The following is a 24,921-nucleotide window of genomic DNA, read 5'->3' as shown; positions in this document are numbered from 1 at the left end:
ATTCCTTAAAGGCAAAAGAAATAGTTAGGATCTTTTAATGCTGATTTTGGGATATTTGTATCAAGCTCATGAGAAGAGATTACAAAAAATTTGTAATAAATGAGTCTATAAGAAATGAGTCTATAAGAAATGAGTCCATAAGAAATGAGTTTATAAGAAATGAGTTTATAAGAAATGAGTTTATAAGAAATGAGTCCATAAGAAATGAGTCTATTTAAAGAGTAAAATCTGTTTTTTTTGAAAGATTACTTTTTGGACTTCAGCTTGCTGATAATAGTCTGAAGTATATTTTTTGAAGCCGGAGAAAATCTTGAATCTGGAGAATTATTAGAGGTTGGATAATAGTTTGAGTTTTCATTGTCTTCAATCCCATCAAGTTCTTTCAATTTCTTCTCACAAAAGCTAATTATCCTCGGGTCTTCAATCGTTTTTCCTATAGCAAGGGATTGCTTCAAAAACTCAATTGCTTTTCTTGGTTCGCCCAGATGACTGTATGCTAACCCCATATTTCCAAGGTGATTTCCTTCTCCGCGCCTGTCGCCAATCTCTCTTGAAATTTTTAGTGCTTGTTCATAATATTCAATTGCTTTTCTTGGTTCGCCCAGATCCATGTATGCTAATCCCAGATTTCCTAGATGATTTCCTTCTACACGTCTATAGCCCATTTCTTTTGAAATTATCATTGCTTGCTGGCAATATTTAATCGCTTTTCTAGATTCGCCCAGATCATTGTATATGCTCCCCAGATTTCCAAGACAATTTCCTTCTCCACGTCTATTACCTATCTTTTTTGCAATTTTTAGTGCCTGCTCGCTATATTCAACTGCTTTTTTCGTCTCGCCTAGGTGACTATATTTTAATCCTAAATCTCTAAGATGATTTCCTTCTCCGCGTCTATAGCCGATCTCTCTTGCAATTTTTAGTGCTTGCTTGTTATATTCAATTGCTTTTCTCGTCTCGCCTAGGTGACTATATTCAACCCCCAAATTTCCAAGACAATTTCCTTCTCTGCGTTTATCATTCATTTTTCTTGAAATTTTCAATGCCTGCTCAGAATATTCAATTGCTTTTTTAGGCTCGCTCAGATGACTATAAGCTAACCCGAGATCTTCAAGATGACCACTTTCTCTGCGTTTATCACCCATTTTTCTTGAGATTTCCAATGCATCTTTGTAATATTCGATTGCTTTTCTTGGTTCGCCCAGATCCATGTATGCTAACCCCATATATCCAAGCCAAGCTCCTTCGTTATGTCTATCATTTGTTTCTCTTGAAATTTTCAATGCCTGCTCAGAATATTCAATTGCTTTTTTTAGCTCGCCTAGATAACGGTATGCTAACGCCAAATTTCCAAGAATATTTTCATGAACCTTTTTGTCCTTAAGAATTGGTTCATCCACAAAATGATCCTTAGGCAACAATTTTTCATAGATTTCAATTAGGGTTCTCTGATTTCCCCAGAGATCCAGAAGATCGACAAGATTATATTCCCATATGAGAGATGCTGCCAAATCATACTTTCCAGCCATACATGCATGGTAATGAGCTTCAATTGCTGGTTGAAGCTCTTCTTTTTTGGTTGGGTTTTCGGGGAGTTTTAGAGATTTATAGTAATTGTAAGCAATTAGGTGGACTTCATTTTTGTTAATCAGATCCTGATACAAGAATTCTTGGACTAAGGGATGGAGCCAATAGTTTTCTTTATGGTCGATTTCGAGAAGGGACTTGTCGCGGAGTCTCTTAATAGCGTTTATTGGAGTATTTTCCGTAAACATTTCCCTAAGCCCTTTCATACTCACAGGCTCACGATAAACAGAAAAGCGTTCAAGAAGTTCTTTTTCGTCTCCTGCCATTTTGTCGAATAACTTTCTGGCTTTTAAGATTGTATCCTCTTTGTCTTTTTGATACATACTCAGGTCTTCAAGCATATCCTTCACACCGAATTCTGTTACCAGCTCTACGAGTAACTTCAGGGCAAGGGGATGACCATCCACGCCTATAGCCAGTTTTTCCAGCTTTTCAGGTTCCACTTCGTCAAGTCCATTACTAATAAGGTAGTCAACTGCAAAATCCTTATTCAAACCTTTGAGGTCCTGTTTATCCTCATTTTCTACCACATCAATCAGTTTTTCCCCGTTTTCAAAGATAGGAAGAGTTCTGCTTGTTACGATAACTTTTGCATTGTGGGTGTTGTGTCGCAGGGAAGAAAATAGAAGTTCGATTCCTTTGTCTGCAAAACGTTGGTCTTCAAGAATAGTGCTCAGGTCATCAAAAATAAGCCAGACTTCACTTCTTCTTTGAAATTCACCTGTGAGTTTATCAATGTCAAATTTTCCGGGCTCTCTCCTTTCGTCTTTAAAAGATGCGATTTCTGGTGCTTTCAGATAGGAGGCAAGTTTTTCAAGGATATCTCCCAGTTTTGCGCTCTGATTTTGATTAAAGTCAAACCAGAAAGGTTCAGGTACGTTTACAGGTCTGAGGTCTACAAGAGCCCTTGCAAGGGTGGATTTCCCAACTCCACCAACGCCGCTGATAAGTAAAATTCGGTGATTTTCGAGATATGTAAGTGCTTTTCTTAACTCTTCTGAACGGTTTTCGGTAACAAATAGCTTTAGTTTTTCGGGATAATATGGAAGGGTTGAAGGGTTGTAACGGTTCAGTATTTCCTGATTTGCGGCTTCTTTCCTTTTCTGATCCAGATACTCAATGATTTTGATTAGTTCGTCTCCAGAAGGCGTTTTAAAATTGAAGAAATTATTGTAGTTTCCTAATGCAAGCTGGTCAATGTTTTCAACATTAAAATTTATCACAATAGGTTCAATTTCCCTGGCAAGGTCTGGATTTTCCACCAGCAGCTTAAGGATTTCTTCCTGAAGCTCTTCATTTGCTTTTGGATCCTGGGAGTTTCTGAGAATTTTTGTAAGTGCTTTTTCGAGGGATGAACTCATTATAGGGCTTATTTTATCCAGCAGAGCCTGTGCTCTTTTTCCACTTTCAGAACCGAGTTTTTCAAAGGCTTTTTCATAAATCAAATCCACAAGAACTTCTTTGCCTTTGTCAACTGCGGGTTTTCCTGCAATGCACAGGGCAGACAAGGCAGGAATGAGAATATTTGTTGCTTGCTGAGCGAGCTGGGCGAGAGCGGCTGGATCCATAAACTCCTCCAATTCTTTTTTGATATTGGAGGCATGTAAAATAAATTTTGTTATTTAGAACTGTTAGAATAAAAATGATATAGATTTTAACTTTTTTAGGGATCCGTTTGATAAAATTCTAAAACTTCACCTTTTTTGCAGACTTCATGGAAAAGGCCGCTCTCCTGCGTCGAGCGTTGAGTGTCCGGGATATTAGAAAGCAGTATTTACAACCGGTTATTTGGGTATAAAATGAAAAATGGGTATAAAATGAAAATTGGGTTAAAATGAAAATTGGGTTAAAATGAAAATTGAGTATAAAATGAAAAATGGGCTTTAAAGTTTTGTTAGATTTGTTGGATATTCTTATGAAATTATTGTTACAAAGTAAACATAAGTCCGAACCGGGTGTTGGAGAAAGGAATGATACTAAATGTTAACTGATTGACTGTCAAAATTTAGTCAATGTCCTGACAAGATTTCTAATATATTAAATAATAAATTAACTTGGGGGTTATATATGAAAAATTATATAATGGTTATAATAATTGGCGTTTTATTCACATCATTAACAGGAACTGCCCTCGCAGAGAATGTAGAAACAAATATGGAAACGTATGACGCAGAGGCTTTTCGACAGGCTTTAGAACAGGAGGGGTTCACCGTACAGGAAGGTGAACTGGGTTACTTTGATTTAATAGGGATGTTAGAGAAAGGAATATTACCTTCTGCATATGGAAACAATCCCACCACAAAATATGTTGCATATTTTGTTCCAGCAGCAACTGGTCAGGGAGTAGATGAACGGATTTCTAAATTAACCAGTACGCTTGGGATGAGCGGAAATACAACTCCATTCTGGAACCTTGGTCCTGATGAAGCTGTTGTTTTCGTGGGAAGAACACCTCCGGAATGCAGGTACTTCAGCTACGATCATTACATAATGCACAGGACGATTGGTAATGAAAGGAGATGGCTCTTTTCCAACATAGCAGATACGGTGAACGACCTGGTTATTAAAACCGAAGGGACTCCAAACGGGTCGTCTGGAAATCCTTTCAATCAAACCACGGTAATAATAATTACGGCCGACAGAGGCATTGACCAACGCATCCGGGCTGCTGCCCAATCTGCGGGATACTCAGACGATATAATTAACACCCAGGTGTTGCCATCAACCATATTAAAAATGGGACTGGAGAATGATTCCGATACGTTTGCCGCGTTTGTCCGCCCAGCTTTATTCAATGACACACAGGCTGGTGATGATTACATAAATAATACACCTGCAACTGTTTTCAGGATTACTCCCAACAACACTACGGAGCTGGACCCGTATGATTATCCGGAACTGAGGGTCCGCGGAACCGGGCAAACAGAGTTTGAGCTTATGGATGATCTCGAAGAGCTAAGGATTGCAATTCTTAACAAATATAATGAGTCGAGTGCCACAGAACTTCCGACCAGTCAGGCAGTTCCTGTAGGGAGTGATGCTATCCAGAGAGGAATTAACGGTGTCGGTCCTAACAACGATGCGTGCTATTTATGGACAGCAAACCAGACTATCTCTTCGCCTACACCTCCTTTCGTTAATACCTCGCTGTATTATCCTTTCTTGCGAGAACCAGCAATTACCCTGGGCAACGATTCCAATGAATTCATAATTGTCTATGGGGTTAACCATGTAGCCACAGGAAAGGCGACGTACTCGAACTTCGCAATATACGGAGCAGATGTGTGGAATGGTGTTAGAGCAATTACAGACGCAGATTTCAATGGATCTGCCGAGGAATACCTCCCTGACAATCCAAATGCGAAATACCTGTATGTCTACAAGCTCGCCAGGAACTGCAGCGAAGATGATCAATACTGCTATGAGGTTCCCTCCGGCGTGGGAGTTCACGGTATAGAGCCTGATCAGCCGCTTTTTGTTGCCTGGAGAGCCTACATGGAGAACACAACAAAAACCGGGCCAGCCTACTCAGAGATAGTATACGACCGGGCTATAAAATTTGATCCAAAGAGTTAAGGGGAAAGCAACCGGGATATTAAGGCAAATTCAAACTCTGGCTGATATGTGTTACCTATAACACATATCTTCATTTTTCGTATTCTTCATTTTTCGTATTCTTCATTTTTCGTATTCTTCATTTTTCGTATTCTTCATTTTTTGTATTTACAAGCTAGAGCTGTATTTTATAATACTTTTTTATTGCTTCAGATCGCCAAAACAGATTATTTTACAATTTTGGCTTATTGTAGGCTTCATTAAAACAAAATCAAAAAATTTCAGCTTATTTTCAGATTTTACGCAAAAATCACTCTATTTTACCGAGCGTAGGGTTGTCCGGAGTTCTGAAGGTTCTGAAACGCTATTTTCTCTGCTCTGAGAGCTGGATAATAAAAACTGGAGTAATCTAAAAAGGACTGCTAAAAAACAGGTCTTAAAAAAGGTTAAAAAAAAGACCAGGGAATAATTTTTCCCTGATTTATTGTTAATTGAGGCTGCCCTTCCGGTTAGAGCTGCGGCCGCCTGTCGATGATTCTCTTTGCCTTTCCTGCGGTTCTTTCGATGCTACCTTTCTCAAGGAGCTCGACATTTGTGCGGATATTCAGGACAGCTTTGAGTTCGTGCTGGACATAATTCTGGACGGCTTTAAGGTCTTTGAGATCGCCGGTAAAGGCATTATCTTCGAGTTCGACCTCGATTGTAAGTTCGTCTAGCATGTGTTTATTACGGTCAAGGATGAGCTGGAAGTGTTCGCCTACCTGCGGGATGCGAGAGATCACGTCCTGGATCTGGGAGGGGAAAACGTTGATTCCTCTTACGATCAGCATGTCGTCGGCTCTGCCCATGAGGCGGGAAATTCTTGTGGTTGTCCGGCCGCACTCACATTCTGATTCAAGAAGCCTTGTCATGTCGCCTGTGCGGTATCGGACGTTGCAGAAGCCTTCCTTGTTGATGGAAGTGAGGACAAGTTCACCTTTTTCACCTTCTGAGACCTGTTCTCCGTTTTCATCAAGGACTTCTACAAGGAAATTATCGCTCCAGATATGCAGGCCGTCCTGCTCCTGACACTCAAAACCGATTCCTGGACCGAACATCTCGGACAGGCCGTAACAGTCATAGGCTTTAAGGTTGAGCCGCTTTTCGAGCTGCTTCCGCGTGTTTTCGGACCAGGGTTCCCCTCCGAATATAGCGGCTTTTAAGGAGAGTTTGTCTATAAGGTCCATTTCTTCAGCGGTTTCGGCAAGGTAAAAGGCATAAGAAGGGGTACAGTGGATTGCAGTTACGCCGAAGTCGATCATCATTTCAAGCTGCCGGGCGGTGTTTCCGGTTGCAGCCGGCACGACCATTGCGCCCATTCTTTCTACACCGTAGTGGAAACCTATGCCTCCGGTAAAGAGCCCGTAATTCATTGAGTTCTGAATAGTGTCGCTTTTTGAAAGCCCAATCATCGTGAGGTCACGGGCGACCAGGTCAGACCAGGTTTCAATATCCTTTGCCGTGTACCCGACAACTGTCGGTTTCCCGCTGGTTCCGGACGAGGCATGGATACGTACTATATCTTCTTTTTTGGCAGCGAAAAGCCCGAAAGGATAGTTGTCCCGAAGGTCGGTTTTCCGTGTGAAAGGCAATTTACGGACATCATCGAGGGTCTTGATGTCATATGGAGTGACTCCGGCTGCTTTGTAATTTTGCCTGTAAAAAGGAACATTGTCATAGACCAGCTTTACGCTGTGTTGAAGGCGTTTTAGCTGTAATTTCTTCAATTCTTCGGGATTCATTGTTTCGTATTTCGGCTGCCAGTATTTCATTAACAGAACCTTCTTTTTTATTTATGAAACCATTATCAGGTTGTAAATTTTAATACATGAATGCCATGTTTCTACATGTCATGATATATTAAGTAATCTAATGAGTAATATAAAACGTTCGGAAAAATCAGGTGTACTGTAATCCTTACTACATATAAACGTTGTTGAGGAGGAGGGTTTTGAGTTGGGAGGTTTGAGAAATCCTGATATTTGCCTGTGAAAGGGGAGCAATGAATGTGAATTGACTTAGAACCTATCCGAAAAGTAAAAGAACTATATTTTAGGATAATATTGAGTTGTAACGTTTTATTTAGGAAAAGAGATGCGTTCCCACCTGAGAAATTCTGGAAGTTCCGAACGGCACTTATTAAGTCTTGTTCAGGAAGAGGTTTGGTATTGGACTCACGGGTTGCGAGCTTCTTATCTCTTCACTTTTATATTATATTTTTCGGAGTAGGCGTTGAAGTATTTCTTGTGGAATAGGTCTTGCTATGTGGTCTTGTAATAGATGAGAACGCAATTTATACTATGCTCTCACTCTATATAATATTTTTAACAAATAATATTATTTTAACCCTATTTTGCTAATATAGAGATCTAATTTTTCTTTACTGGTTTAACCTTATAGCATTAAGCTACGGTACAAGAATGTGGACCACCCCTAAGCTAAACAGGCTGCCCAGCAATTATTGGCAGTAATAGAGAAGTGCTAGAAAGAAGAGACTTTTTATTATTTTCTGGTCTCTTTAGATTTCCACTTTAAATCGTGAAAAACTAAAAGGCTCTTCGTTGTTTTGTGTGGATATCCTCATAATATTCTCATGAAAAACAATACAGCCAAAAAACAATACAGCCTTGAATTGAAAATCATCTTATCCATAGGGGATGACGAAGAGCCTATTTTCTTTGATAGGAGACATTGTAGACAAAGCAAGATCATTCAAAACTGATAATGATCTAACTGATGTTTGAAATTGGAGATAAACCAGAAAAAATTAAAAAGACTCTCACTATCTTGAATTTTGAATAATTAGTCAGAGTATGAAATATAGGAGAGAAGATTTGGATTTGAGATTAACTCTTAAAATTAGTTATTAACAGTAGTTCTCTAAAAAATAATTGAGGTTTATATGCCTCAAAAATCAAATATTCGGATATACAATGAAGTTTGATCCAGTTACACAGAAAAGCATTTTTTAATTCATACTGCCAGAACCTGATTTGAAGGCTTTCTTATTTCATAAAGACTCTGACGTGAGTCAATGAAATAAAAACGTTCCATTAAAATTTTTTCTTCCTTTAGCCTGTTTATTGCATATCTTACTGTGCGTGAAGGAAGTATTGTTTCACGAATTATGTCTTTCTGTGTCATCTGCCCTTTAGCTTCAAGTGTTTTAAATACCAGCTTTGCCGACGGGGGCAGTTTCTCAAGTTTTTCGTAGTTAATTTCATTCACATTGTTGTTTATAGATTCATTTTCAACAAAAACGATCCCTCATAGTGAATCACCATTTCCATAGAAGGATTCTTTGTTTTTAAACCTTTTGGCCGAAATTTCCAAAATGAATACAAAAAGGATATTTGTTTACCCAATAATCCAAAAATGGCTTTTTCAATAGCCATTTTTTGTACAATTGTGACTTTCAGTAACCCATATGTAATATGCCCTAAAATAGAGCATATTATTATTTCAAATATTTGACTAACTTGAAATAAATAATTAGCTAAGACGAGTAATTAGCTAATAACAATCAGTTCAAATGTCCCATCCATACATGAGACTGCAAAGTCATGGAAATGTTTCATGTTATCTGACATCTCTTCGTAAATTGAGTGGGAAATATATATTTTCATATGCGGTTTTTTGTCAGGATATTTTTTAAGCTCAAGGTAAAGCTCCTTGAAAATTTCAATCAGAGTTTTCAGGTTAATGCGTCTGATTATTCTAATATGGCCTATCCCCTCCGAATCAATCATAATTCGGTAATTTTTGTTTTGCTTTAGATTTCGCTCACTTAATCCCATTATTTCTACCGCATGTATGATTTTTAATTGAAGTCTTGACTTCACAATTGTGAAGTTAAATTCGTATTGTTCACAATCGTGAAGATAATTATTTTTTAAGATATAAAAGTGTTTTGTCCACATAACGAACAAATCACTGGAAATTTCATGAAACAATTTGAAAAAAGCAATTGTCGCTAGTAAAAAACCGATGGGAAAAAGAGATGGAAGAAAGTGATAGAAGAAAAAGATAGAAGAAAAAGATAGAAGAAAGAGATGAAAGAAAGAGATGAAAGAAAGAGATGAAAGAAAGAGATGAAAGAAAGAGATGAAAGAAAGAGATGGAATGCCCCAATGCCCAGATAAGGATTAAGTTCATCGAGTTAAAAACTGTAAGTTCGAAAACTCCTGCTATATGAGTAATTCACAACAGGAGCTTTAGATTCATTTAGTTTTAAATTTATAAAAGAGTTTGAGATACAAATTTTAGACTTTGTAGAAATCCGGTGGTTGGAGGAACCTCAAATACCTGTGACTCAAGACGCGAACTGGATTTCAATAATTGGATCTGATCCGTTTCTGTCGATTTGAAGAGATTTCTACAGAGCCGAATTTTGAGTATCTCATGCTTCGGAACTTATTGGTGTTCCTTCTTCAATGCTACTGCTTTTCATTTTTCCTTCATGTCCATGTACCTGTTCACGCTCCCTGAGGAGTATATCTGACCAGCTTTCGGCCCAGGTTTTGAGTTCTTCAGACTCAAGAGGTGCAGGAACATATTTCTTATTGTTATTCAAAATGCCTCTTGCAAGTTCTCTATATACCTCAGCCTGCTCAGAATCAGGCGCATGTTCAACTACAGTCTGTCCTCTGAGTTCACTTCTTGTAACATCAAGTGAACGGGGAACATATCCGGCAATCGTTGTTTTTGTCTGACGTGCAAAATCATTTATTATCTCTTTTTGAATCGGCTGGTTCATTGAATTCGCAATTATTCCGCTGAAAAGCGCACCGCCATTGTTTGCGTATTTCCTTATACCCTTGAAGAGATTATTCGCTGCATAGATTGCCATGAAATCCGAGGATGCAACAGTGTATACCTGTTCTGCTACGCCTTCACGGATAGGGATTGAGAATCCTCCACAGACAACGTCTCCAAGCACGTCATAAATTACAACATCAGGGTTAAACTCTTCAAAGACGTTTTTTTGCCTCAGAAGTTCGATTGCAGTAATAATACCTCTGCCAGCGCAGCCTACTCCAGGCTCAGGACCGCCTGCTTCCACACAGAGAATTCCATTGAACCCTTCATAGACGATGTCGCTGATTTCAATTCTTTTTCCACTTCTCATAGCATCAAGAACGGAAGGGATCGATTTGCCTCCTCTCAGGTTATTTGTGGAGTCGCTCTTAGGATCACAGCCTATTTGCATTACTGTAAGGCCCAGGTCAGAAAGAGCCGCTGAAAGATTTGATGAGGTAGTTGATTTCCCGATACCGCCTTTTCCATATATTGCGATGTTTCTTGCTTTTGTCATTTCATCACCATACAGGGAAACAAACAGATCCGATTTATAAGCTCATACTTCAGCAATAATTGACATGGAAATTCTGTTTTTCTTAATTTTGCGGCAAAAATTCCCCTTATCTCTCAATTATACTTAATTTAAGTCAGGCCATTCATTTAGAGTTGTCAAAAACACAACTACTAATTCAAATGAAAATGAAAAACACAACCAGTAACTGATAGTTGAAATGAAATAATTGCAAATAGCGCTTGTCTAATATAGAGACTATCCAAAAAACGATAACGGGATGCTGAAAAAGTAAATATTTTTTTATCCGTTTTTCTTTTTTCCTTCACACTGCTAATTAGCAGCAATATTGATGTAGTTTTCCAGTATTACATCTCTTATGGGGATTAATGTGGGAAACAAAACAATATATCTATCACTTGCTTTGATTTTCCTCATAAGTTTTACATCAATAGCAAATGCTGGCAAAGAGACTAGGGTCGTAGCTTCGAGGCTAACATTGGATTTATCAATCTACGGCAACATTGTTACATGGGCTGAGACTACTACTGACACAGCGTGGATGTATAACCTGACTACCGGAAACATAACCAGACTAGGACATGCAGGAAATAGCCCAGTTATCCAGGGAGATAAAATTACATGGTGGGATTATGATAAAAATATAATTGTGTACAACATTTCCACTGGCAAAGAGATTAAAATTGTTGGTGCGAATACGCCCTCGATCTATGGTGATAATGTTGTGTACGTAAGGTCAAAATATGAGGACGGTCAGCCTGCCTCTCATCAAAATGATGAATCTAACAGTTTGTACTTATACAATCTCAGCACCAATGAAGAAACTCAGCTAACTCCGTATGAACATGCTCGATTTTATCCTTCTATTTACGGGAATAAGATTGTATGGGGACGGGCAAATCAGGTAAATTCAGGTGAATGGAGTTCAAACATTTCCATATACGACATACCCACAAAAAGAGTAAGTGACATCAGTAGAACTGGTACAGCAGCAGGAGGTGAAATTTACGGAAATATTGTTGTGTGGGTAGAACAAAAAAATGAGTCAAGGGATATCTACATGCGAGATATTGCCAAGCATGAAACACGTCAAGTCACTTTCGATAACAATTCTACCAGTGCGGATATATATGGTGATAGGATAGTGTGGGAAAGAGAATACTGGATAGGAAACAACTTTTCAAGTGACATTTATATGTACAATATCTCAACCAATGAGACAACTCGTATTACAAACAGCACTTGTGCTGGTGATCCTGCAATTTATAACGACAAAATTATATATGTAGATACACGCGATGATCCAGAATCCCAGGAATACAGAGATATCTATTTGTATAATCTTTCAGCTTGAAATTCTAAGGCGAAAGCTCTTTTCTTTTTAGGACGGAATATAAAACTAGAAGGTTCTCAGCTAAGTTGTAGTTGCAAATATTTCTCATTTTTTTCTTTTAATTCCCGGCAAAAATCTGATGGTCACTTTGTATCTGATTGGTATTATATCTTTTAACATCATATGTTTATGTTATGGGAAAAAGAGGTCCAAAACCAAGATTCATTGACGTTGCCTGTCCTAACAAAAACTGCAAGCTCTATGGTCTTACTAACCAAGGCAATATTACTGGAAATGGAACATATATAAGTCGTGGAGAAAAAACAAGAAGATATCTTTGCCGTCATTGCGGTAAAGTATTCAACGACCATACAGACACTTTTTATCATAATCTTCGGAAAGCTGAGAAAACTATTGATTTAGCTTTAAAAATGTCTATGAAAGGTATGAGCATTGAAGCCATTGCCGATGTTTTAGAGGTAGAATCTGCCAGTGTAAAACGATGGTTAGCTCGTGCAGCTGAACAATGCGATAAAGTAAATGACAGTATGATGAAAGACGTGGATGTACCCAAGATAGAAATGGATGAACTATGGGTAATAATTCAAAAAAAAAGTTCCTAGAATGAAGGATTATGAAGATAATGGGCCATGGATGTGGGTAGCTTTTGCACCAGGTTGTAGGCTAATACTGGACTTTGTAATAGGACCAAGAAAACAGTATGTTGCGGATAAGTTAGTCGAGTCAGTTAAAAAACATCTTTCGGATAAAATACCTCTTTTTGTCACAGATGGATTGAACTTTTATAGAGAAGCCCTTTTGAAACATTTTGGAGTTTTAATTGAGTATCCAAGAACTGGGAAAAGAGGAAGACCAAAGAAACCAGAAATTTTTCCCCGTGATGATTTGAAGTATGCACAGGTAGTCAAAATAAGAATAAATGGGTTACTTAAGAAAGTCAAGAAGAAGATTATCTTTGGAAACAATATTGAACAAAGTGAAATCTCAACAACTTTACTTGAAAGACAAAACCTGACTTTTAGGCAGGATAACAACAGAGTTTCAAGAAAAACAATAGGGTTTTCAAAAGTCAAAGAATGGTTAGAGCATCAAATGAGGTTATATTGTACCCACTTTAACTTCTGTAGAGGTCATGGAGGATTAAAGTACAAAGATGAAAGAGGGGTAGAATGTAAAAATACACCTGCAAGAGAGGCAGGAATTGTGGACTCAATATGGACCTTAAAGGAATTGCTGACATTCAGGTGTTTTAAAACATCAATCAAATAAAGATTGACCATCAAAAATCTTGCGAGTTGTAATTAAATTGGTGATGTGGTACTTTACATATTAGACATATCTCTTTTGATAAACGTGGAGCAATCGTCAATTTAAAGGACAAGGCCGGATGTAGATGAGTTGTATTTGGAGAAAATAAGAAATTTAGAGTGCAGAAAAAACAAGAATAGAAGAGAAATAAATAAGCATTTATTTACTCTTAACCTAAGCTTTTCCTCACGATCCATAGTATTCTTTTACGATTTTGTTATTTCATTGGCTGCGGTTTCACAGCTGACAAAAAGGGTTTTGCATAATTTTGACGGTAAGAATTGACTTCCTATCTCATTCTTAGTAAGATTTTGAAGATCTGAGTATGAAAAAGAAAGTAACTTTTGAAATATAAGAATACTTTCAGCTTACTTGGCAAAGAATAATGAATTTGAGATAGCTTTTGTAAGTAAAGGTGAATGCAATAGTATTGAGATTCAAATGACTGATAAATCTACTCAACGTTTTGAATAATTTAGAACAGTTACTCACCTTAAACAACAAAATTTGCTTATAACTACTGAAATTGTTTACGGAAGGTATAAAGATGATCTGTGTATGTGGAGCAAATTGTGAAGGATGTACTCATCTGAATAACGACTGTGTCGGTTGTGATGCAGTTGAAGGCAAGGTTTATTGGGCCCAGTATATCGGTGCTGATATCTGCCCTGTTTATAAATGCGTTAAGGAAAAAGATTATCAAAATTGCGGCGGTTGTTCGCAAATCCCCTGCGAACTTTGGATTTCTTTAAAGGATCCTTCCTTGAGTGAAGAGGAACATCAAAAATCAATTCAAGGTAGGGTTTCCGTCTTAAAAGGACTAAGGTAAACTTCAGATCAAAATTAAATCTGAAAAAGTGTCATAAAAGATATAGGGATAGCATGCTTGGAGACTATAATTTTGTTTTAAAACAATAAATAACCCTCATTCTTCTTTCTTTTCCCCCATATTGCTAATGAGCAGCAATGTTGATGTAGTTTTCCAGTATTATATCCTTTATGGGGATTAATGTGGGGAATAAAATTATACATATAGGGCTTGCTTTGATTTTTCTTATAAGCTTTACATCAATAGCAAATGCTGGCAAAGAGACTATGATTATAAGTTCGAGGCTAACATCGAGTCCATCAATCTATGGCAACATTGTCACATGGTCTGATACTTTTGGTAACATGGTTGGCATGTATGACTTGACTACTGGAAACATAACCGGATTGGGATATGCACAAAATAGCCCATCTATTCAGGGAGATAAAATTACATGGTGGGATGGTGGAAGCGTGATCGTGTATAACATTTCCACTGGTAAAGAAACTAAAATCGATAATACGAGTACACCAGCGATCTATGGTGATAATGTTGTGTACGTAAGGTCAAAATATGTTGATGGTCAGCCTGCATATTATCAAAACGCTGAGTATAACAGTTTATATTTATACAACCTTAGCACAAGTGAAGAAGTTCAACTAATTCCATATACACATGATCTATTTGGTACGCATCCTCGGTGGGGTTTTTCTACTTACGGAAATAAAATTGTGTATGGACGGATGAATCGGGTAAATCCAGGCGAATATAGTGCAAATATTTCCATATACGACATACCTACAAAGAGAATAAGTGACATCAGCAGAACCGGTAGAGCAGGTGGCGGTAAAATTTACGGAAACATTGTCGTGTGGATAGAATATAAAAATGAATTAATGAATGTAATGGATGTCTATATGCGAGATATTGCTAAGCATGAAACACGCCAAGTCACTTTTGATGGCAATTCGACCAATCCAGATGTATATGGTGATAGAATAGTGTTGGAAAAAAAATACAGAGGAGGAGAAAAATGGTCGAGTGACATTTACATGTACAATATCTCAACTAACGAGACAACTCGTATTACTGACAGCACTTATGCAAGAGAGCCTGCAATTTACGAAGATAAAATCGTATATATAGACTCACGAACTGACCCAGAACACCGGGAAAACAGAGATATCTATTTGTATAATCTTTCAGCTTGAAACTCTAAGGCGAAAGGCTCCTTTCTTTTTAGGGCGGGGTATAAAAACTAGAAGGTCCTAGATAAGTTGCAGTTGCAATATTTCTCATTTTTTTCTTTGGCTATTTCCTAATGTACGAAAATTGTCCGAGATTTATGTACCGTTCACGTTTGATGGGGTAATAAAAAGATTTAGGTTCCTATAGTCCTTAACCTGACAGTTTTTCTATTTTTGTTTCTTTTATTGTTTCTTGTGAAGCGTCTTAATATGTTTTTAACATTTTTCCAGGCGCGTTTTTAGAGGAAATTGTTCGAATTACAGTTTGTCTTGCGATGTGCTTAGTTTTCAAAGAGCAGACTAAAGTGTCCTTCCATACGGGTTGTCCAGCCAAGTCAAAGGCAATGGACTTAAGATACACTTCCCAAGGTGTCCATGAGTTCGAATCCCCTCTCTCAAATTAAACTTATGGATTATAGGTATCCTGAAAAATAGATCCTCAGGATTTTAGAAAGTATATTCCGTAAGTTTTTCTAAACTGAAAATTACAGTCTTAAAAAAGGTAGTTGTATCGTAAAAAATAATTTTAGCAAAATTCCTTTAAAAGTATACAACTGTGAAATTTTAATTAACTAACCTAGTGTCATGGCAACTTAGTTATGATACTTCAATACATAGACAATACTTCATCTTTAGTCCCGTTCTTAATTATAATAATCCATAACTAAATTGCTTAGATACTAGTATATCTGTCTTTTAATCCTTGTATTTCGATCTCGAAATTACTTTTAATCATCCCACTATACTGTGATTTGTCCCGCTCGACAAAGGAGAGCGGCATTTTCAAAAAAAGTAGACAAAACAAAAAGTAAAAGTGACAAAGAACTGTACTTTTTCTCCTCTCTATTACTAACTGCTTCTTTCTTCTTTTTCTCCTTTTTCACAGGGCTGCCAGGCTAGCTGGCGGAGACGTTCTATATTAGCCATGAATTAAAGTAGGTTTTCGGGTTAAATAAAACAATTTCTCAAGTCAAGAAGTGTTTTATCTCATCTTGTTACCTGCAATTCTGTTTTCAGGTTATTTCACTGTCTATTCTGTATCAGGGACTCTTTATATTCAATTTTTTATATATACTACTGCTTTTTATATTTTATTTGAAAAACTTAAACTATATTTACAAACATGAACTTTTAAATTTGTGCAATGATCAATGAGTTAGCTATTGAATAATTGATTCATTTTTTGAACAGACATTAGTAAACAGCAATCTACTATCAGAAATACCATTTTAGTTTGGTTTCAGGAAGGATATGGTGAATAAAAACTTAATACGCAATATCTTAATATTTCTTTTAGTTTTAGCTATATTGTTTGTTGAGATTAAGGAAAACAGCAACTCTTCCCAAGCAGAAGACGGGTTAAAAATAGTGTCAGCCACAGAAGTTTTAGGTCCTATTGATAGTGCAAATAATACAAGCATACAGGCCTTTAATTACGATTTTGTCTTATATAACGAGAAAAATGGGGAAATTCATCTGGATTCTGTTGAACCGATTTTTACAAAAGATATTTTAGCAAGAGTACTAACTGAGAATCATGAGATAATTGGTAACAAAACCATAAGTCCCAATTCTACAATTTCTGTCAAAGGGCAAGTTGAATTTAACGCTTCAGGCTTTTCTAAAGAACAAATCTTGAACTTAAACTACATTAACGGTATCAATGTTACATCAACAAAAACTCTCCTTTTTCCTAAAAGAGATTCTTAAGAATATCTTCATGATCTTTATTTTATTGGTTCAAGTCTCTTTTTTCTTATCTCTATTGCTATCTCTTTCTTCTTTTTTTACAGAGCCGCCAGGCTAGCTGTCGGAGGCGTTCTATATCAGCTGTGAATTAAAAATCGGTTTCTGGAGTTAAGTAAAACAACTCCTCTAACCTTCAAATCGAGACGTTTTCCTTCAGAATCTCATCTTTCTACTTGCGATATCGGTTTTCAGGTCACTATTTTCTTAAACGGCAGGCAGGCCTCTAGGCCGTGCGGCGTAGTGAGGAAAAACTTAAAAATTCCTATCCGGCTCGGGTCTGGATAAACAAGTTAATCCAGAATCGGAACAAATCCTATCATCATTCAGGATACTGAAACCGGATATTGTCCAGATAAATTTTATTCATCTGGATCTGGTTCAAATACTAAATTATTCCTGAACTTTCTTTTTTGCCGCAAAAATTAGGATAATGAGAAACTAGCTTACATTTTTGCTGATTTCCCGATTTATATATTCATTAATGCGAATGGAAGAGGTGATGTCAAGAGCAAAACATACTGGAGACAAACTAACTACGAAAAACAGGTCTCTTACGGAGTAATGATTAATGTCAGGAACAGAACTTACTGAAAATGAACTTATCGAGGATAGAATCGACCTATCACGGGCTACATGTCCCAACAGGGAACAGAGGGCAAACGGTATTAACGTCTGGTATGGAAAAGCAAGCGATCTTGCAAAAGAAGCCCGTTCAGGCTGCCTGAGGCAAAGAGAACGGAATTTTCAGCAGTCAAGTGGTTGTGTTCTGAACTTCTATCTTTCAGTAAGGATCGGAACAATCCGTGACGCTGTAGCTATATATCATGCACCTGTCGGCTGCTCGTCTGCAGCACTCGGCTACCGTGAACTCTACAGACACGTGCCTGTTGAACTTGGCCGTCCTGCAAATTACGACCTCCACTGGATGACAACAAATCTCGGCGAAAGAGATGTGGTCTACGGTGCCGGTGAAAAGCTCAGGGAAGCGATAAAGGAAGCCGAGAGACGGTACAATCCTAAAGCGATCTTTATACTTACGTCCTGTACTTCAGGAATAATCGGAGAGGACATAGAAGGGGTTGTCTCACAGGTCCAGCCCGAAATAAAAGCAACAATAGTCCCTATTCACTGTGAAGGCTCACGATCAAAACTTGTCCAGACAGGTTATGATGCCTTCTGGCATGCAGTCTTAAAATACCTCGTCAAAAAACCGGAAAAGAAACAGAAAGATCTGATAAATGTAGCCAGTATGCTCTCCTACACCTGGCAGGACAGACTGGAAATAAAGCGCCTGCTGGGAAAAGTCGGTCTTAGAGTTAACTTCATCCCTGAATTCGCCTCTGTGGAGCAGTTTGAACAACTTTCCGAAGCTGCAGTTACTGCACCCCTGTGCCCGACTTACACTGATTATCTTGCACGTGGACTTAAGCAAGAATATGGAGTTCCTTATTTCCTCTATCCCTCACCAATGGGAGTTGCTCACACCGATGAGTGGCTGAGGGAAATCGGGAGGCACACTGGAAAAGAAAGGGAAATAGAAGCCCTGATCAAAGAAGAACACGAAAAATGGCTTCCAAAACTCAAGGCGATCAGGCAGGAATTTGAAAATTTCAAAGGTAATGGAGAGAAAGTAGAAGTGCTGGGTGCACTTGGGCAGGGAAGACTTCTGGCTCAGGTCCCGTACTTTGATGAAATTGGACTTAAATCCTCAGCTGCAATGTGCCAGGACTTTGACAACCTCATCCTTAAGGACCTTGAAAAATTGCTCGCCCAGATGGGGGACTTTGACATTCTGGTAAATACCTTCCAGGCCGCAGAACAGACACATATAACAAACCATAGAAATCCCGATATCGCAATGACCTGCCCGTTCCAGGGAGGGGCATTCAAGCGCGACAAGGGTGTAACAAGGGTGCATGCCTTGAGGTCCGATGCACATCCCTGGAGTACCCAGAGCGGCTATACGGGAGCGATTGCATTTGGAAACTTCCTTTTGCAGTCACTAAAAAGCCATTCATATCAGCGGACTATGAAGGAAAAGACGCTGAGTACATATAAAGACTGGTGGTACAAACAGCCAAATTCACTGTATTATCTTAAAGCAGAGGAGTAAATAGGTGTAATTATGGGAATAAGTGAACCTTTAGAGACAAATAATGTTATATCAGGTGCTATTGAAGCACCACGTTACTCCTGCGCACTTGCAGGAGCTTATTCAACTGCAGTAGGGATATTTGGAGTTGTTCCCATACTCCATTCCGGGGCAGGATGTGGAATAGGGCAGCTTTTTGGTCAATTTTACGGTGGTGGCCAGAACGCTGGAGGCCCTTACGGTGGAACAAGCACCCCGTGTTCCTCTTTAGTTGAGGAACATGTAATTTTCGGCGGCGAGAAAAAACTTGAAGCGCTTATTGAATCAACGGTAGAACTTGTAAATGGAGAAGTATTTGCAGTCATCTCTGGCTGTGTCCCTTCACTTATAGGAGATGATGTGGGAGCCGTTATCAGAAGATATAAAGAAAAGAATCCTGAGGTTCCAATCATACATGTAAATACTTCAGGCTTTGCAGGGACATCATACGACGGCTACGAGTACTTTTTCGACGCTGTGATCGACCAGCTCCTTGAAAAGGCTCCGAAAGAAAAAGGATTGGTAAACGTTTTCGGTATAGTGCCTTCACAGCACATATTCTGGAAGGGCGAAGCAAGGGAGATAAAAACCCTGCTTGAAAAAATAGGCTTGAAGGCAAATCTGATTGTAGGAGAATTTGAAGCACTTGAGAACCTGAAAAAAATTCCGGCTGCTGAATATAATATTGTCCTCTCAAGCTGGATAGGGCATAAAACGGCAGAGAAACTCGAAGAAAAGTTCGATACTCCTTATATCTCCTTCCCAGGGGTACCAATAGGACCAAAACAAACCTCGGAATTCCTGAGGGTCATAGGAGAAAGGTTAGATGTTTCAGCCGATGTCATTGAAGACCTGATTGCCAGAGAGGAAAAGCGAGCCTACAGATTTGCAGAATTTGTTGGCGATATACTCCTGATCACCAGGCCGCATCCTTATTTTGCGGTTGTCGCTGACAGTAATTCGGCTGTAAGCATTACAAAATACCTTGCAAACGAGATGGGTTATCTACCTGATATTGTTCAGATAACAGATAATCCACCTGAAGAAGCCCGTAAACTGATAAACGAGGAATTGACAACCGACCTTGAAACCCCTGCCTGGCCTGAAATAATATATGAAGTGGATGCATACAGGATTCGGGAAAATTTAAAAGACAGAAATTTCCTGTTCCTGCTGGCAAGTTCTCTTGAAACTCCTATATCCGGTCCGGAGTTTAATGCCCTACATTTGACGGTTTCATTCCCTTCATATAACCGCGTGATACTTGAACACAATTACGCAGGGTTCAGTGGAGGGCTCACTTTAGTGGAAGACGTTATGAGTACATACGCAGGGCCTCTTTGATTATTGCTTCTGAGAATACTCCTCTGTGAGCATAATCTCGATGAGTGGATCTACTCCTTTTTCCACTCAATTTTAAATTTGGGAATTTTATCCTCCGTTTTTTCCTTTATCCTTGACTTTTTTAAAGCTGGGAAGGACAGGAGTTGAAGCAATAAGCCAGCGGACGCTTTCCTGGTGACTATGGGACTTGATCATAGCGTAGCAAATGCAGTTGATTTTGGATGTGGTTATGGAACTGTTGTCATACCTGCGTTAAAGTTGATAAAAGGGACAATGTATGCCATTGATATTGAAGAAAAAATGATAAAAAGAGTCACCTAAAGGGCAAACAATGAGAATCTAAAAAACGTAAAAATAATTCTCTGTGACTTCACTCTTGAAGATTCCGGACTGGAAAATCAGAGTGTGGATTATGGAATGCTTTGTAACATCCTTCATGCAGAAAAACCAGAAAGGCTTCTAAATGAAGCCTAACGTATCTTAATTTCAGGAGGTAAATTAGGCGTTATACACTGGAACTATGATCCAGAAACTCCACGGGGTCCGCCAATGGCTATACGGCCCAGACCCGAACAGCGCATTAAATGGGCTTCTGACGTGGGATTTAAATTCATTCGAGAAGTGAAATCCGGATGATGTAACTGAGGAGTCCTAAGTGGATTTTTACCGGGATTTTTACCAGCCGCGTTCCTGAAGGGCTTCCTGTTCAGGGATCGTGTCTGCGCTGATACCTTTCATGCCTGCGCCCACGCCTTTTGAGATTTCTGCGAGTTTTGCAGGGTTGTCAAAGTTGTTTACGGCTTCAACAACGGCTTTTGCCATTTTTTCAGGGTTTTCGGCTTTGAAAATGCCTGAACCTACAAAGACCCCGTCTGCACCAAGGCGCATCATAAGTGCTGCATCCGCAGGGGTTGCAACTCCGCCGGCTGCAAAGTTTACCACAGGCAGTCGCTGCATTTTTGATGTTTCGACTACAAGTTCTATCGGAGCTTCGATTTCCCTTGAAACCATAATCAGCTCTTCTTTAGTCTTCCCTGCAAGTGCACGGATTTCGCCCTGAATCTGCTTCATGTGCTTAACTGCCTGGCTTACATCTCCGGTTCCAGCCTCTCCTTTAGTTCGGATCATGGCTGCTCCTTCGTTAATTCTCCTGAGGGCTTCTCCGAGGTTTCTGGCACCGCAGACAAAAGGCACGGTGAACTGCGTTTTGTCTATGTGGAAGTAGGGGTCAGCGGGGGTCAGGACTTCAGACTCGTCCACCATGTCAACACCGAGAGCTTCTAAAATTTCGGCTTCGACAAAGTGCCCGATCCTGGCTTTTGCCATTACAGGAATTGTAACCGTATCAATAATCTGCTGGACAATCTCAGGGTCGGCCATCCGGGCAACCCCACCAGCTTTTCTTATATCTGCTGGAACAGCCTGGAGGGCCATAACAGCAACTGCTCCAGCTTCTTCTGCGATCCTGGCCTGTTCCGGGTTTGTAACATCCATGATTACACCCCCTTTTTGCATTCTTGCAAAGCCCCGCTTAATAAGTTCGGTCCCATGTCGTAATTTTTCAAAGTCCATGAATGTCATCCTTGTAACACAGTTAAATATTTTAAAAGAAGTGGACAGAAGTTGATAAAAGTTGATAGAAGTTGATAAAAGTTGATATGACAAAGTTAATTGACAAAGCAAAATTACTGAAAATAAACAGATGAGTTTTACCTCATCAATTTACAGCGTTTTTAATGCCTTTTGTAGCCTTAAGATCTAATAGCCTTGGTACCAGAGAACACAAATTAAAGTTACACTTTCTCAAGAGCCTGTTCCAGATCTAAGATTATATCTTCTATATCCTCAGTACCTATGGAAAGGCGTATGTAATCTGGCTTAACCCCATTTGCTTCCTGCTCTGCCGGGGTTAATTGCTGGTGTGTGGTACTTGCTGGGTGGATAACAAGACTTTTAGAATCTCCTATATTTGCAACGTGTGAAAGCAGCTTCACAGAGTTAATAAACTTCTTTCCTTCTTCCACGCCACCCTTTACACCGAATCCTATTAATCCACCATAACCACCTTTGAGATATCTGGATGCAAGTTCATGGCTTGGGTGATCCGGCAAACCTGGATAATTTATCCACGAGACCTTCGGATGGTTTGAGAGGTATTCTGCCACCTTAAGTGCATTTTCAGAGTGCCTCTGTATCCTCAGATGCAGGGTTTCAAGTCCCTGAAGCAGCAGGAATGAATTAAAAGGTGAAATCGCGGCACCTGTATCTCGAAGGAATTGCAGCCTTGTTTTGTAGACAAATGCTACGTTCCCAAGCCCAGGGAAGTCTGAAAATGTGTCCCAGTATTTCAGGCCGTGATACTCTGGATCAGGATCTGTGAATTCCGGGAACTTACCGTTATTCCATGGGAACTTCCCGGAATCGACTATAGAACCGGCAATTGAGTTTCCATGCCCGCCAATGTATTTGGTTGCTGAATGCACAACGATATCAACTCCATGTTCAATAGGCCGGACAAGCCCTACAGCACTTGTGTTGTCTACGACAACCGGAATCCCGGCTTTATGAGCAATGTCAGCAATTGCCTCAAAATCTGGGACATCAAGCTTCGGGTTACCCAGTGACTCAATATAAACAGCCCTGGTTTTCTCATTAATGGCTTTTCGGTACGCCTCTACATCAGTTGAATCTACAAATATTACTTTTCTTCCCAGTTTGGGGAAAGTGTATCTAAAAAGTTCGTAGGTTCCGCCGTAAAGATTGTTTCCGGATACTATTTCATCCCCTACTCTAGTAATAGTTAACAGAGCATAGGTTATTGCTGCTGAACCTGATGCAACTCCAAGGGCTCCAGTCCCACCTTCAATGGCAGCGATGCGCTTTTCGAACACATCAGTAGTGGGGTTCATTATACGGGTGTAGATGTTGCCAAGCTCTTTGAGCCCAAAACGATTGGCTGCCTGATCTGCATCCTTGAATGCATACGAGGTAGTCTGATATATAGGTACTACAAGTGCTCCTGTAGCTGGATCCGGGTTCTGTCCGGCGTGAAGGGCAAGTGTTCCTAATTTATAGTTATTAGTCATTGGAATTCTTCTCCTTGTTTACCTGAAGGTCATATTTTTCAGCGATTTCCTGGAATGTGTCTACGACATAGCGAACTTTCTCCCACGAAAGCCCGTATGTATTAAGTTTCCAGACTCTTGTGGCTCCTGCAAATTCTCCGACAATACCCTTTTTTGAAAGTTCGTCTGAAAGGAAGAAACCTCTGCGTTTATTTTTCTGCGCTACAAGATCGAAGCTATTGATGGTGTCAACTTTGGAAAGGGTATGTTTGCGTGGATACTCTGAGACGACTTTACTGCCTTCAATAGCGAGCAAGCCATCGATCAGATAATTCGATTTTTTCAATTCGTCTTCCCAATTCTTTACTCTCTCCTTAACTGTAGGGAATGAAGCCATCATGCCTAGCAAAGTTGAACCCATCAGTGTGCAGCCAAGCATCTCGACTTCTTTTACTCCAAATTTGCGTTTGGTTAGATCGCCAGTCATCTGAGTTGTGCGGAATATCCTGGGAGCCCATTCTTCAGTTGTTGCCAGTACTCCAGAAGGTGCAGGGGATGCCATGCTTTTGTGGCCTGAACCTACAACAAAATCCGCGCCGATATCTTTTCCATCAACCGGCCTGACGCCAACAGTATATGCCCCGTTGTACAGGAAAGGAATGTCATACTGGTGGGCAACTTTTGCAATGCCTTTTACATCGTGCTCGTTTGCATACTGGTAATCAAAGTGGTCGATCATTACCAGTACAGGTAATTTACCTGTTTCCTGCTTAACCGCTTCAATTTTCTCAGCAGTAGCATCTGCAGTCACAATATTGTGTTCGTTTAAGGGAACTTCTCGAACTATTCCTCCTGCTCCTTCTACTGCTAGGAATTCTGTATAATGAGCAAGAGCCGAGACTATTACGGAATCACCTTTGTTGACCAGAGACGATGTCACTGCCTGGAACCCTCTCCTTGCACCTGGCACTACTCGAGCCACATCCATGTTAACGAAGCTTGCAAGTTGTTCATGAAAGGGAGCAATAGGTGGACTGCTTATTTTATCAAGCCTGAAAGGTTTGCGGCAGGCATCACAGGTGGAATAGCCGTCGCCATATGCTATGAGAGCTTTTCGTGCTTCGGGTGTAAGCCTTCCTGCTGCCTGGATTGGCTGTATATTGATGTTTGTTTCTTCTCTGGACCGAATATCAATATTATCAGCTATTTTTCTTACTTCCGGGGTTCCGGCATCATTTTCGATATCATCCAGAAATTTTCTGACCTTATTTACACTTTCTTTAATGGTGTTTTCTTCTTCTGGGCTTTTGGTATTTGGAAGCCTTTGTCTAAGGATCTCCCTAATATCTTCAAGGGCAAAAAGTGCCTCAAATGTTTTCTGTGTTCTTATATCCATATACTA

The 24,921-nt window shown here is 39.4% G+C and carries 17 protein-coding genes; 9 read left to right on the top strand and 8 right to left on the bottom strand.

Going from position 1 to position 24,921, the window contains the following annotated elements:
* Positions 1-245: 245 nt before the first annotated feature.
* The gene (locus tag MSVAZ_RS18770; RefSeq protein WP_052727915.1) at positions 246-3,155 is read right to left on the bottom strand and encodes a tetratricopeptide repeat protein; all 2,910 of its coding nucleotides are present in this window, start codon (positions 3,153-3,155) and stop codon (positions 246-248) included.
* 499 nt (positions 3,156-3,654) lie between these two features.
* On the opposite strand from MSVAZ_RS18770, the gene MSVAZ_RS07585 reads away from it, so the two are divergent.
* Positions 3,655-5,163 carry a hypothetical protein gene (locus MSVAZ_RS07585; RefSeq protein ID WP_048119892.1) on the top strand — a complete coding sequence of 503 codons (1,509 nt, stop codon included), beginning with the start codon at positions 3,655-3,657 and terminating at the stop codon, positions 5,161-5,163.
* A gap of 488 nt (positions 5,164-5,651) precedes the next feature.
* Here the strand turns inward: MSVAZ_RS07585 and MSVAZ_RS07580 are convergent, their stop codons facing one another.
* The 4 genes from MSVAZ_RS07580 to MSVAZ_RS07565 all read right to left on the bottom strand — a co-directional run bounded on the left by MSVAZ_RS07580 (position 5,652) and on the right by MSVAZ_RS07565 (position 10,495).
* Positions 5,652-6,953 carry a phenylacetate--CoA ligase family protein gene (locus tag MSVAZ_RS07580; RefSeq protein WP_048119890.1) on the bottom strand — a complete coding sequence of 434 codons (1,302 nt, stop codon included), beginning with the start codon at positions 6,951-6,953 and terminating at the stop codon, positions 5,652-5,654.
* A gap of 1,201 nt (positions 6,954-8,154) precedes the next feature.
* Positions 8,155-8,409, bottom strand: coding sequence for a MarR family transcriptional regulator (locus tag MSVAZ_RS07575; RefSeq protein WP_048119888.1), 255 nt, complete (start codon positions 8,407-8,409; stop codon positions 8,155-8,157).
* Positions 8,410-8,690: 281 nt separating this feature from the next.
* On the bottom strand, positions 8,691-8,930 hold the full coding sequence (locus MSVAZ_RS07570; protein WP_198146814.1) for a hypothetical protein: 240 nt from the start codon (positions 8,928-8,930) through the stop codon (positions 8,691-8,693).
* Positions 8,931-9,580: 650 nt separating this feature from the next.
* Positions 9,581-10,495: a nucleotide-binding protein gene (locus tag MSVAZ_RS07565; protein ID WP_048119883.1), complete on the bottom strand. Its 915-nt coding sequence runs from the start codon at positions 10,493-10,495 to the stop codon at positions 9,581-9,583.
* Positions 10,496-10,883: 388 nt separating this feature from the next.
* Between MSVAZ_RS07565 and MSVAZ_RS07560 the strand changes: the two genes are divergently transcribed.
* From MSVAZ_RS07560 to MSVAZ_RS20160, 8 genes are all read left to right on the top strand, one after another.
* Positions 10,884-11,867 (top strand): TolB-like translocation protein, encoded by a 984-nt coding sequence (locus MSVAZ_RS07560; protein ID WP_232316251.1) that lies wholly within the window; start codon positions 10,884-10,886, stop codon positions 11,865-11,867.
* Positions 11,868-12,040: 173 nt separating this feature from the next.
* Positions 12,041-13,136, top strand: a protein-coding gene (locus tag MSVAZ_RS19400; RefSeq protein WP_157206013.1) for an IS1 family transposase whose coding sequence is annotated in 2 segments (ribosomal slippage) — positions 12,041-12,462 and positions 12,461-13,136 — 1,098 coding nt in all. Because the reading frame shifts where the segments join, the coding sequence is not laid out codon by codon here.
* Positions 13,137-13,722: 586 nt separating this feature from the next.
* On the top strand, positions 13,723-14,004 hold the full coding sequence (locus tag MSVAZ_RS07545; RefSeq protein WP_048119879.1) for a DUF3795 domain-containing protein: 282 nt from the start codon (positions 13,723-13,725) through the stop codon (positions 14,002-14,004).
* Positions 14,005-14,174: 170 nt separating this feature from the next.
* A complete protein-coding gene (locus MSVAZ_RS07540) occupies positions 14,175-15,194 on the top strand; it encodes a hypothetical protein (protein WP_048119877.1) in 1,020 nt (339 codons plus the stop codon).
* A 1,287-nt stretch (positions 15,195-16,481) separates the two neighbouring features.
* Positions 16,482-16,940: a hypothetical protein gene (locus MSVAZ_RS07535; protein WP_048119875.1), complete on the top strand. Its 459-nt coding sequence runs from the start codon at positions 16,482-16,484 to the stop codon at positions 16,938-16,940.
* A gap of 607 nt (positions 16,941-17,547) precedes the next feature.
* Positions 17,548-19,092 carry a nitrogenase component 1 gene (locus MSVAZ_RS07530; RefSeq protein ID WP_048119873.1) on the top strand — a complete coding sequence of 515 codons (1,545 nt, stop codon included), beginning with the start codon at positions 17,548-17,550 and terminating at the stop codon, positions 19,090-19,092.
* Positions 19,093-19,104: 12 nt separating this feature from the next.
* Positions 19,105-20,454, top strand: coding sequence for a nitrogenase component 1 (locus MSVAZ_RS07525; protein WP_048119871.1), 1,350 nt, complete (start codon positions 19,105-19,107; stop codon positions 20,452-20,454).
* A 180-nt stretch (positions 20,455-20,634) separates the two neighbouring features.
* Positions 20,635-20,775 carry a class I SAM-dependent methyltransferase gene (locus MSVAZ_RS20160; protein WP_156150991.1) on the top strand — a complete coding sequence of 47 codons (141 nt, stop codon included), beginning with the start codon at positions 20,635-20,637 and terminating at the stop codon, positions 20,773-20,775.
* A 354-nt stretch (positions 20,776-21,129) separates the two neighbouring features.
* On the opposite strand, the gene pdxS is transcribed toward MSVAZ_RS20160, so the two are convergent.
* The 3 genes from pdxS to pscS form a co-directional block, all read right to left on the bottom strand.
* Positions 21,130-22,026 carry a pyridoxal 5'-phosphate synthase lyase subunit PdxS gene (pdxS, locus tag MSVAZ_RS07515; protein ID WP_048119869.1) on the bottom strand — a complete coding sequence of 299 codons (897 nt, stop codon included), beginning with the start codon at positions 22,024-22,026 and terminating at the stop codon, positions 21,130-21,132.
* A 221-nt stretch (positions 22,027-22,247) separates the two neighbouring features.
* Positions 22,248-23,540 (bottom strand): O-acetylhomoserine aminocarboxypropyltransferase/cysteine synthase family protein, encoded by a 1,293-nt coding sequence (locus tag MSVAZ_RS07510; protein WP_048119867.1) that lies wholly within the window; start codon positions 23,538-23,540, stop codon positions 22,248-22,250.
* Positions 23,533-24,915: an O-phospho-L-seryl-tRNA:Cys-tRNA synthase gene (pscS, locus tag MSVAZ_RS07505; protein WP_048119865.1), complete on the bottom strand. Its 1,383-nt coding sequence runs from the start codon at positions 24,913-24,915 to the stop codon at positions 23,533-23,535. Before pscS ends, MSVAZ_RS07510 begins: the two co-directional genes overlap by 8 nt.
* Between the last annotated feature and the right edge of the window lie 6 nt (positions 24,916-24,921).

Source organism: Methanosarcina vacuolata Z-761 (assembly GCF_000969905.1).
Lineage (GTDB): Archaea > Halobacteriota > Methanosarcinia > Methanosarcinales > Methanosarcinaceae > Methanosarcina > Methanosarcina vacuolata.
This window is presented reverse-complemented; position numbering and strand designations above follow the sequence as displayed.

Bases quoted from the DNA above. Each gene is read 5' to 3' on its own strand.
- MSVAZ_RS07535 (WP_048119875.1), top strand. From the start codon at position 16,482: ATGGTGAATAAAAACTTAATACGCAATATCTTAATATTTCTTTTAGTT.
- MSVAZ_RS20160 (WP_156150991.1), top strand. From the start codon at position 20,635: ATGGGACTTGATCATAGCGTAGCAAATGCAGTTGATTTTGGATGTGGT.
- MSVAZ_RS07545 (WP_048119879.1), top strand. From the start codon at position 13,723: ATGATCTGTGTATGTGGAGCAAATTGTGAAGGATGTACTCATCTGAAT.
- MSVAZ_RS07510 (WP_048119867.1), bottom strand. From the start codon at position 23,540: ATGACTAATAACTATAAATTAGGAACACTTGCCCTTCACGCCGGACAG.
- MSVAZ_RS18770 (WP_052727915.1), bottom strand. From the start codon at position 3,155: ATGGATCCAGCCGCTCTCGCCCAGCTCGCTCAGCAAGCAACAAATATT.
- MSVAZ_RS07525 (WP_048119871.1), top strand. From the start codon at position 19,105: ATGGGAATAAGTGAACCTTTAGAGACAAATAATGTTATATCAGGTGCT.
- MSVAZ_RS07540 (WP_048119877.1), top strand. From the start codon at position 14,175: ATGGGGATTAATGTGGGGAATAAAATTATACATATAGGGCTTGCTTTG.
- MSVAZ_RS07565 (WP_048119883.1), bottom strand. From the start codon at position 10,495: ATGACAAAAGCAAGAAACATCGCAATATATGGAAAAGGCGGTATCGGG.
- MSVAZ_RS07530 (WP_048119873.1), top strand. From the start codon at position 17,548: ATGTCAGGAACAGAACTTACTGAAAATGAACTTATCGAGGATAGAATC.
- MSVAZ_RS07580 (WP_048119890.1), bottom strand. From the start codon at position 6,953: ATGAAATACTGGCAGCCGAAATACGAAACAATGAATCCCGAAGAATTG.
- MSVAZ_RS07570 (WP_198146814.1), bottom strand. From the start codon at position 8,930: ATGATTGATTCGGAGGGGATAGGCCATATTAGAATAATCAGACGCATT.
- pscS (WP_048119865.1), bottom strand. From the start codon at position 24,915: ATGGATATAAGAACACAGAAAACATTTGAGGCACTTTTTGCCCTTGAA.
- MSVAZ_RS07585 (WP_048119892.1), top strand. From the start codon at position 3,655: ATGAAAAATTATATAATGGTTATAATAATTGGCGTTTTATTCACATCA.
- pdxS (WP_048119869.1), bottom strand. From the start codon at position 22,026: ATGGACTTTGAAAAATTACGACATGGGACCGAACTTATTAAGCGGGGC.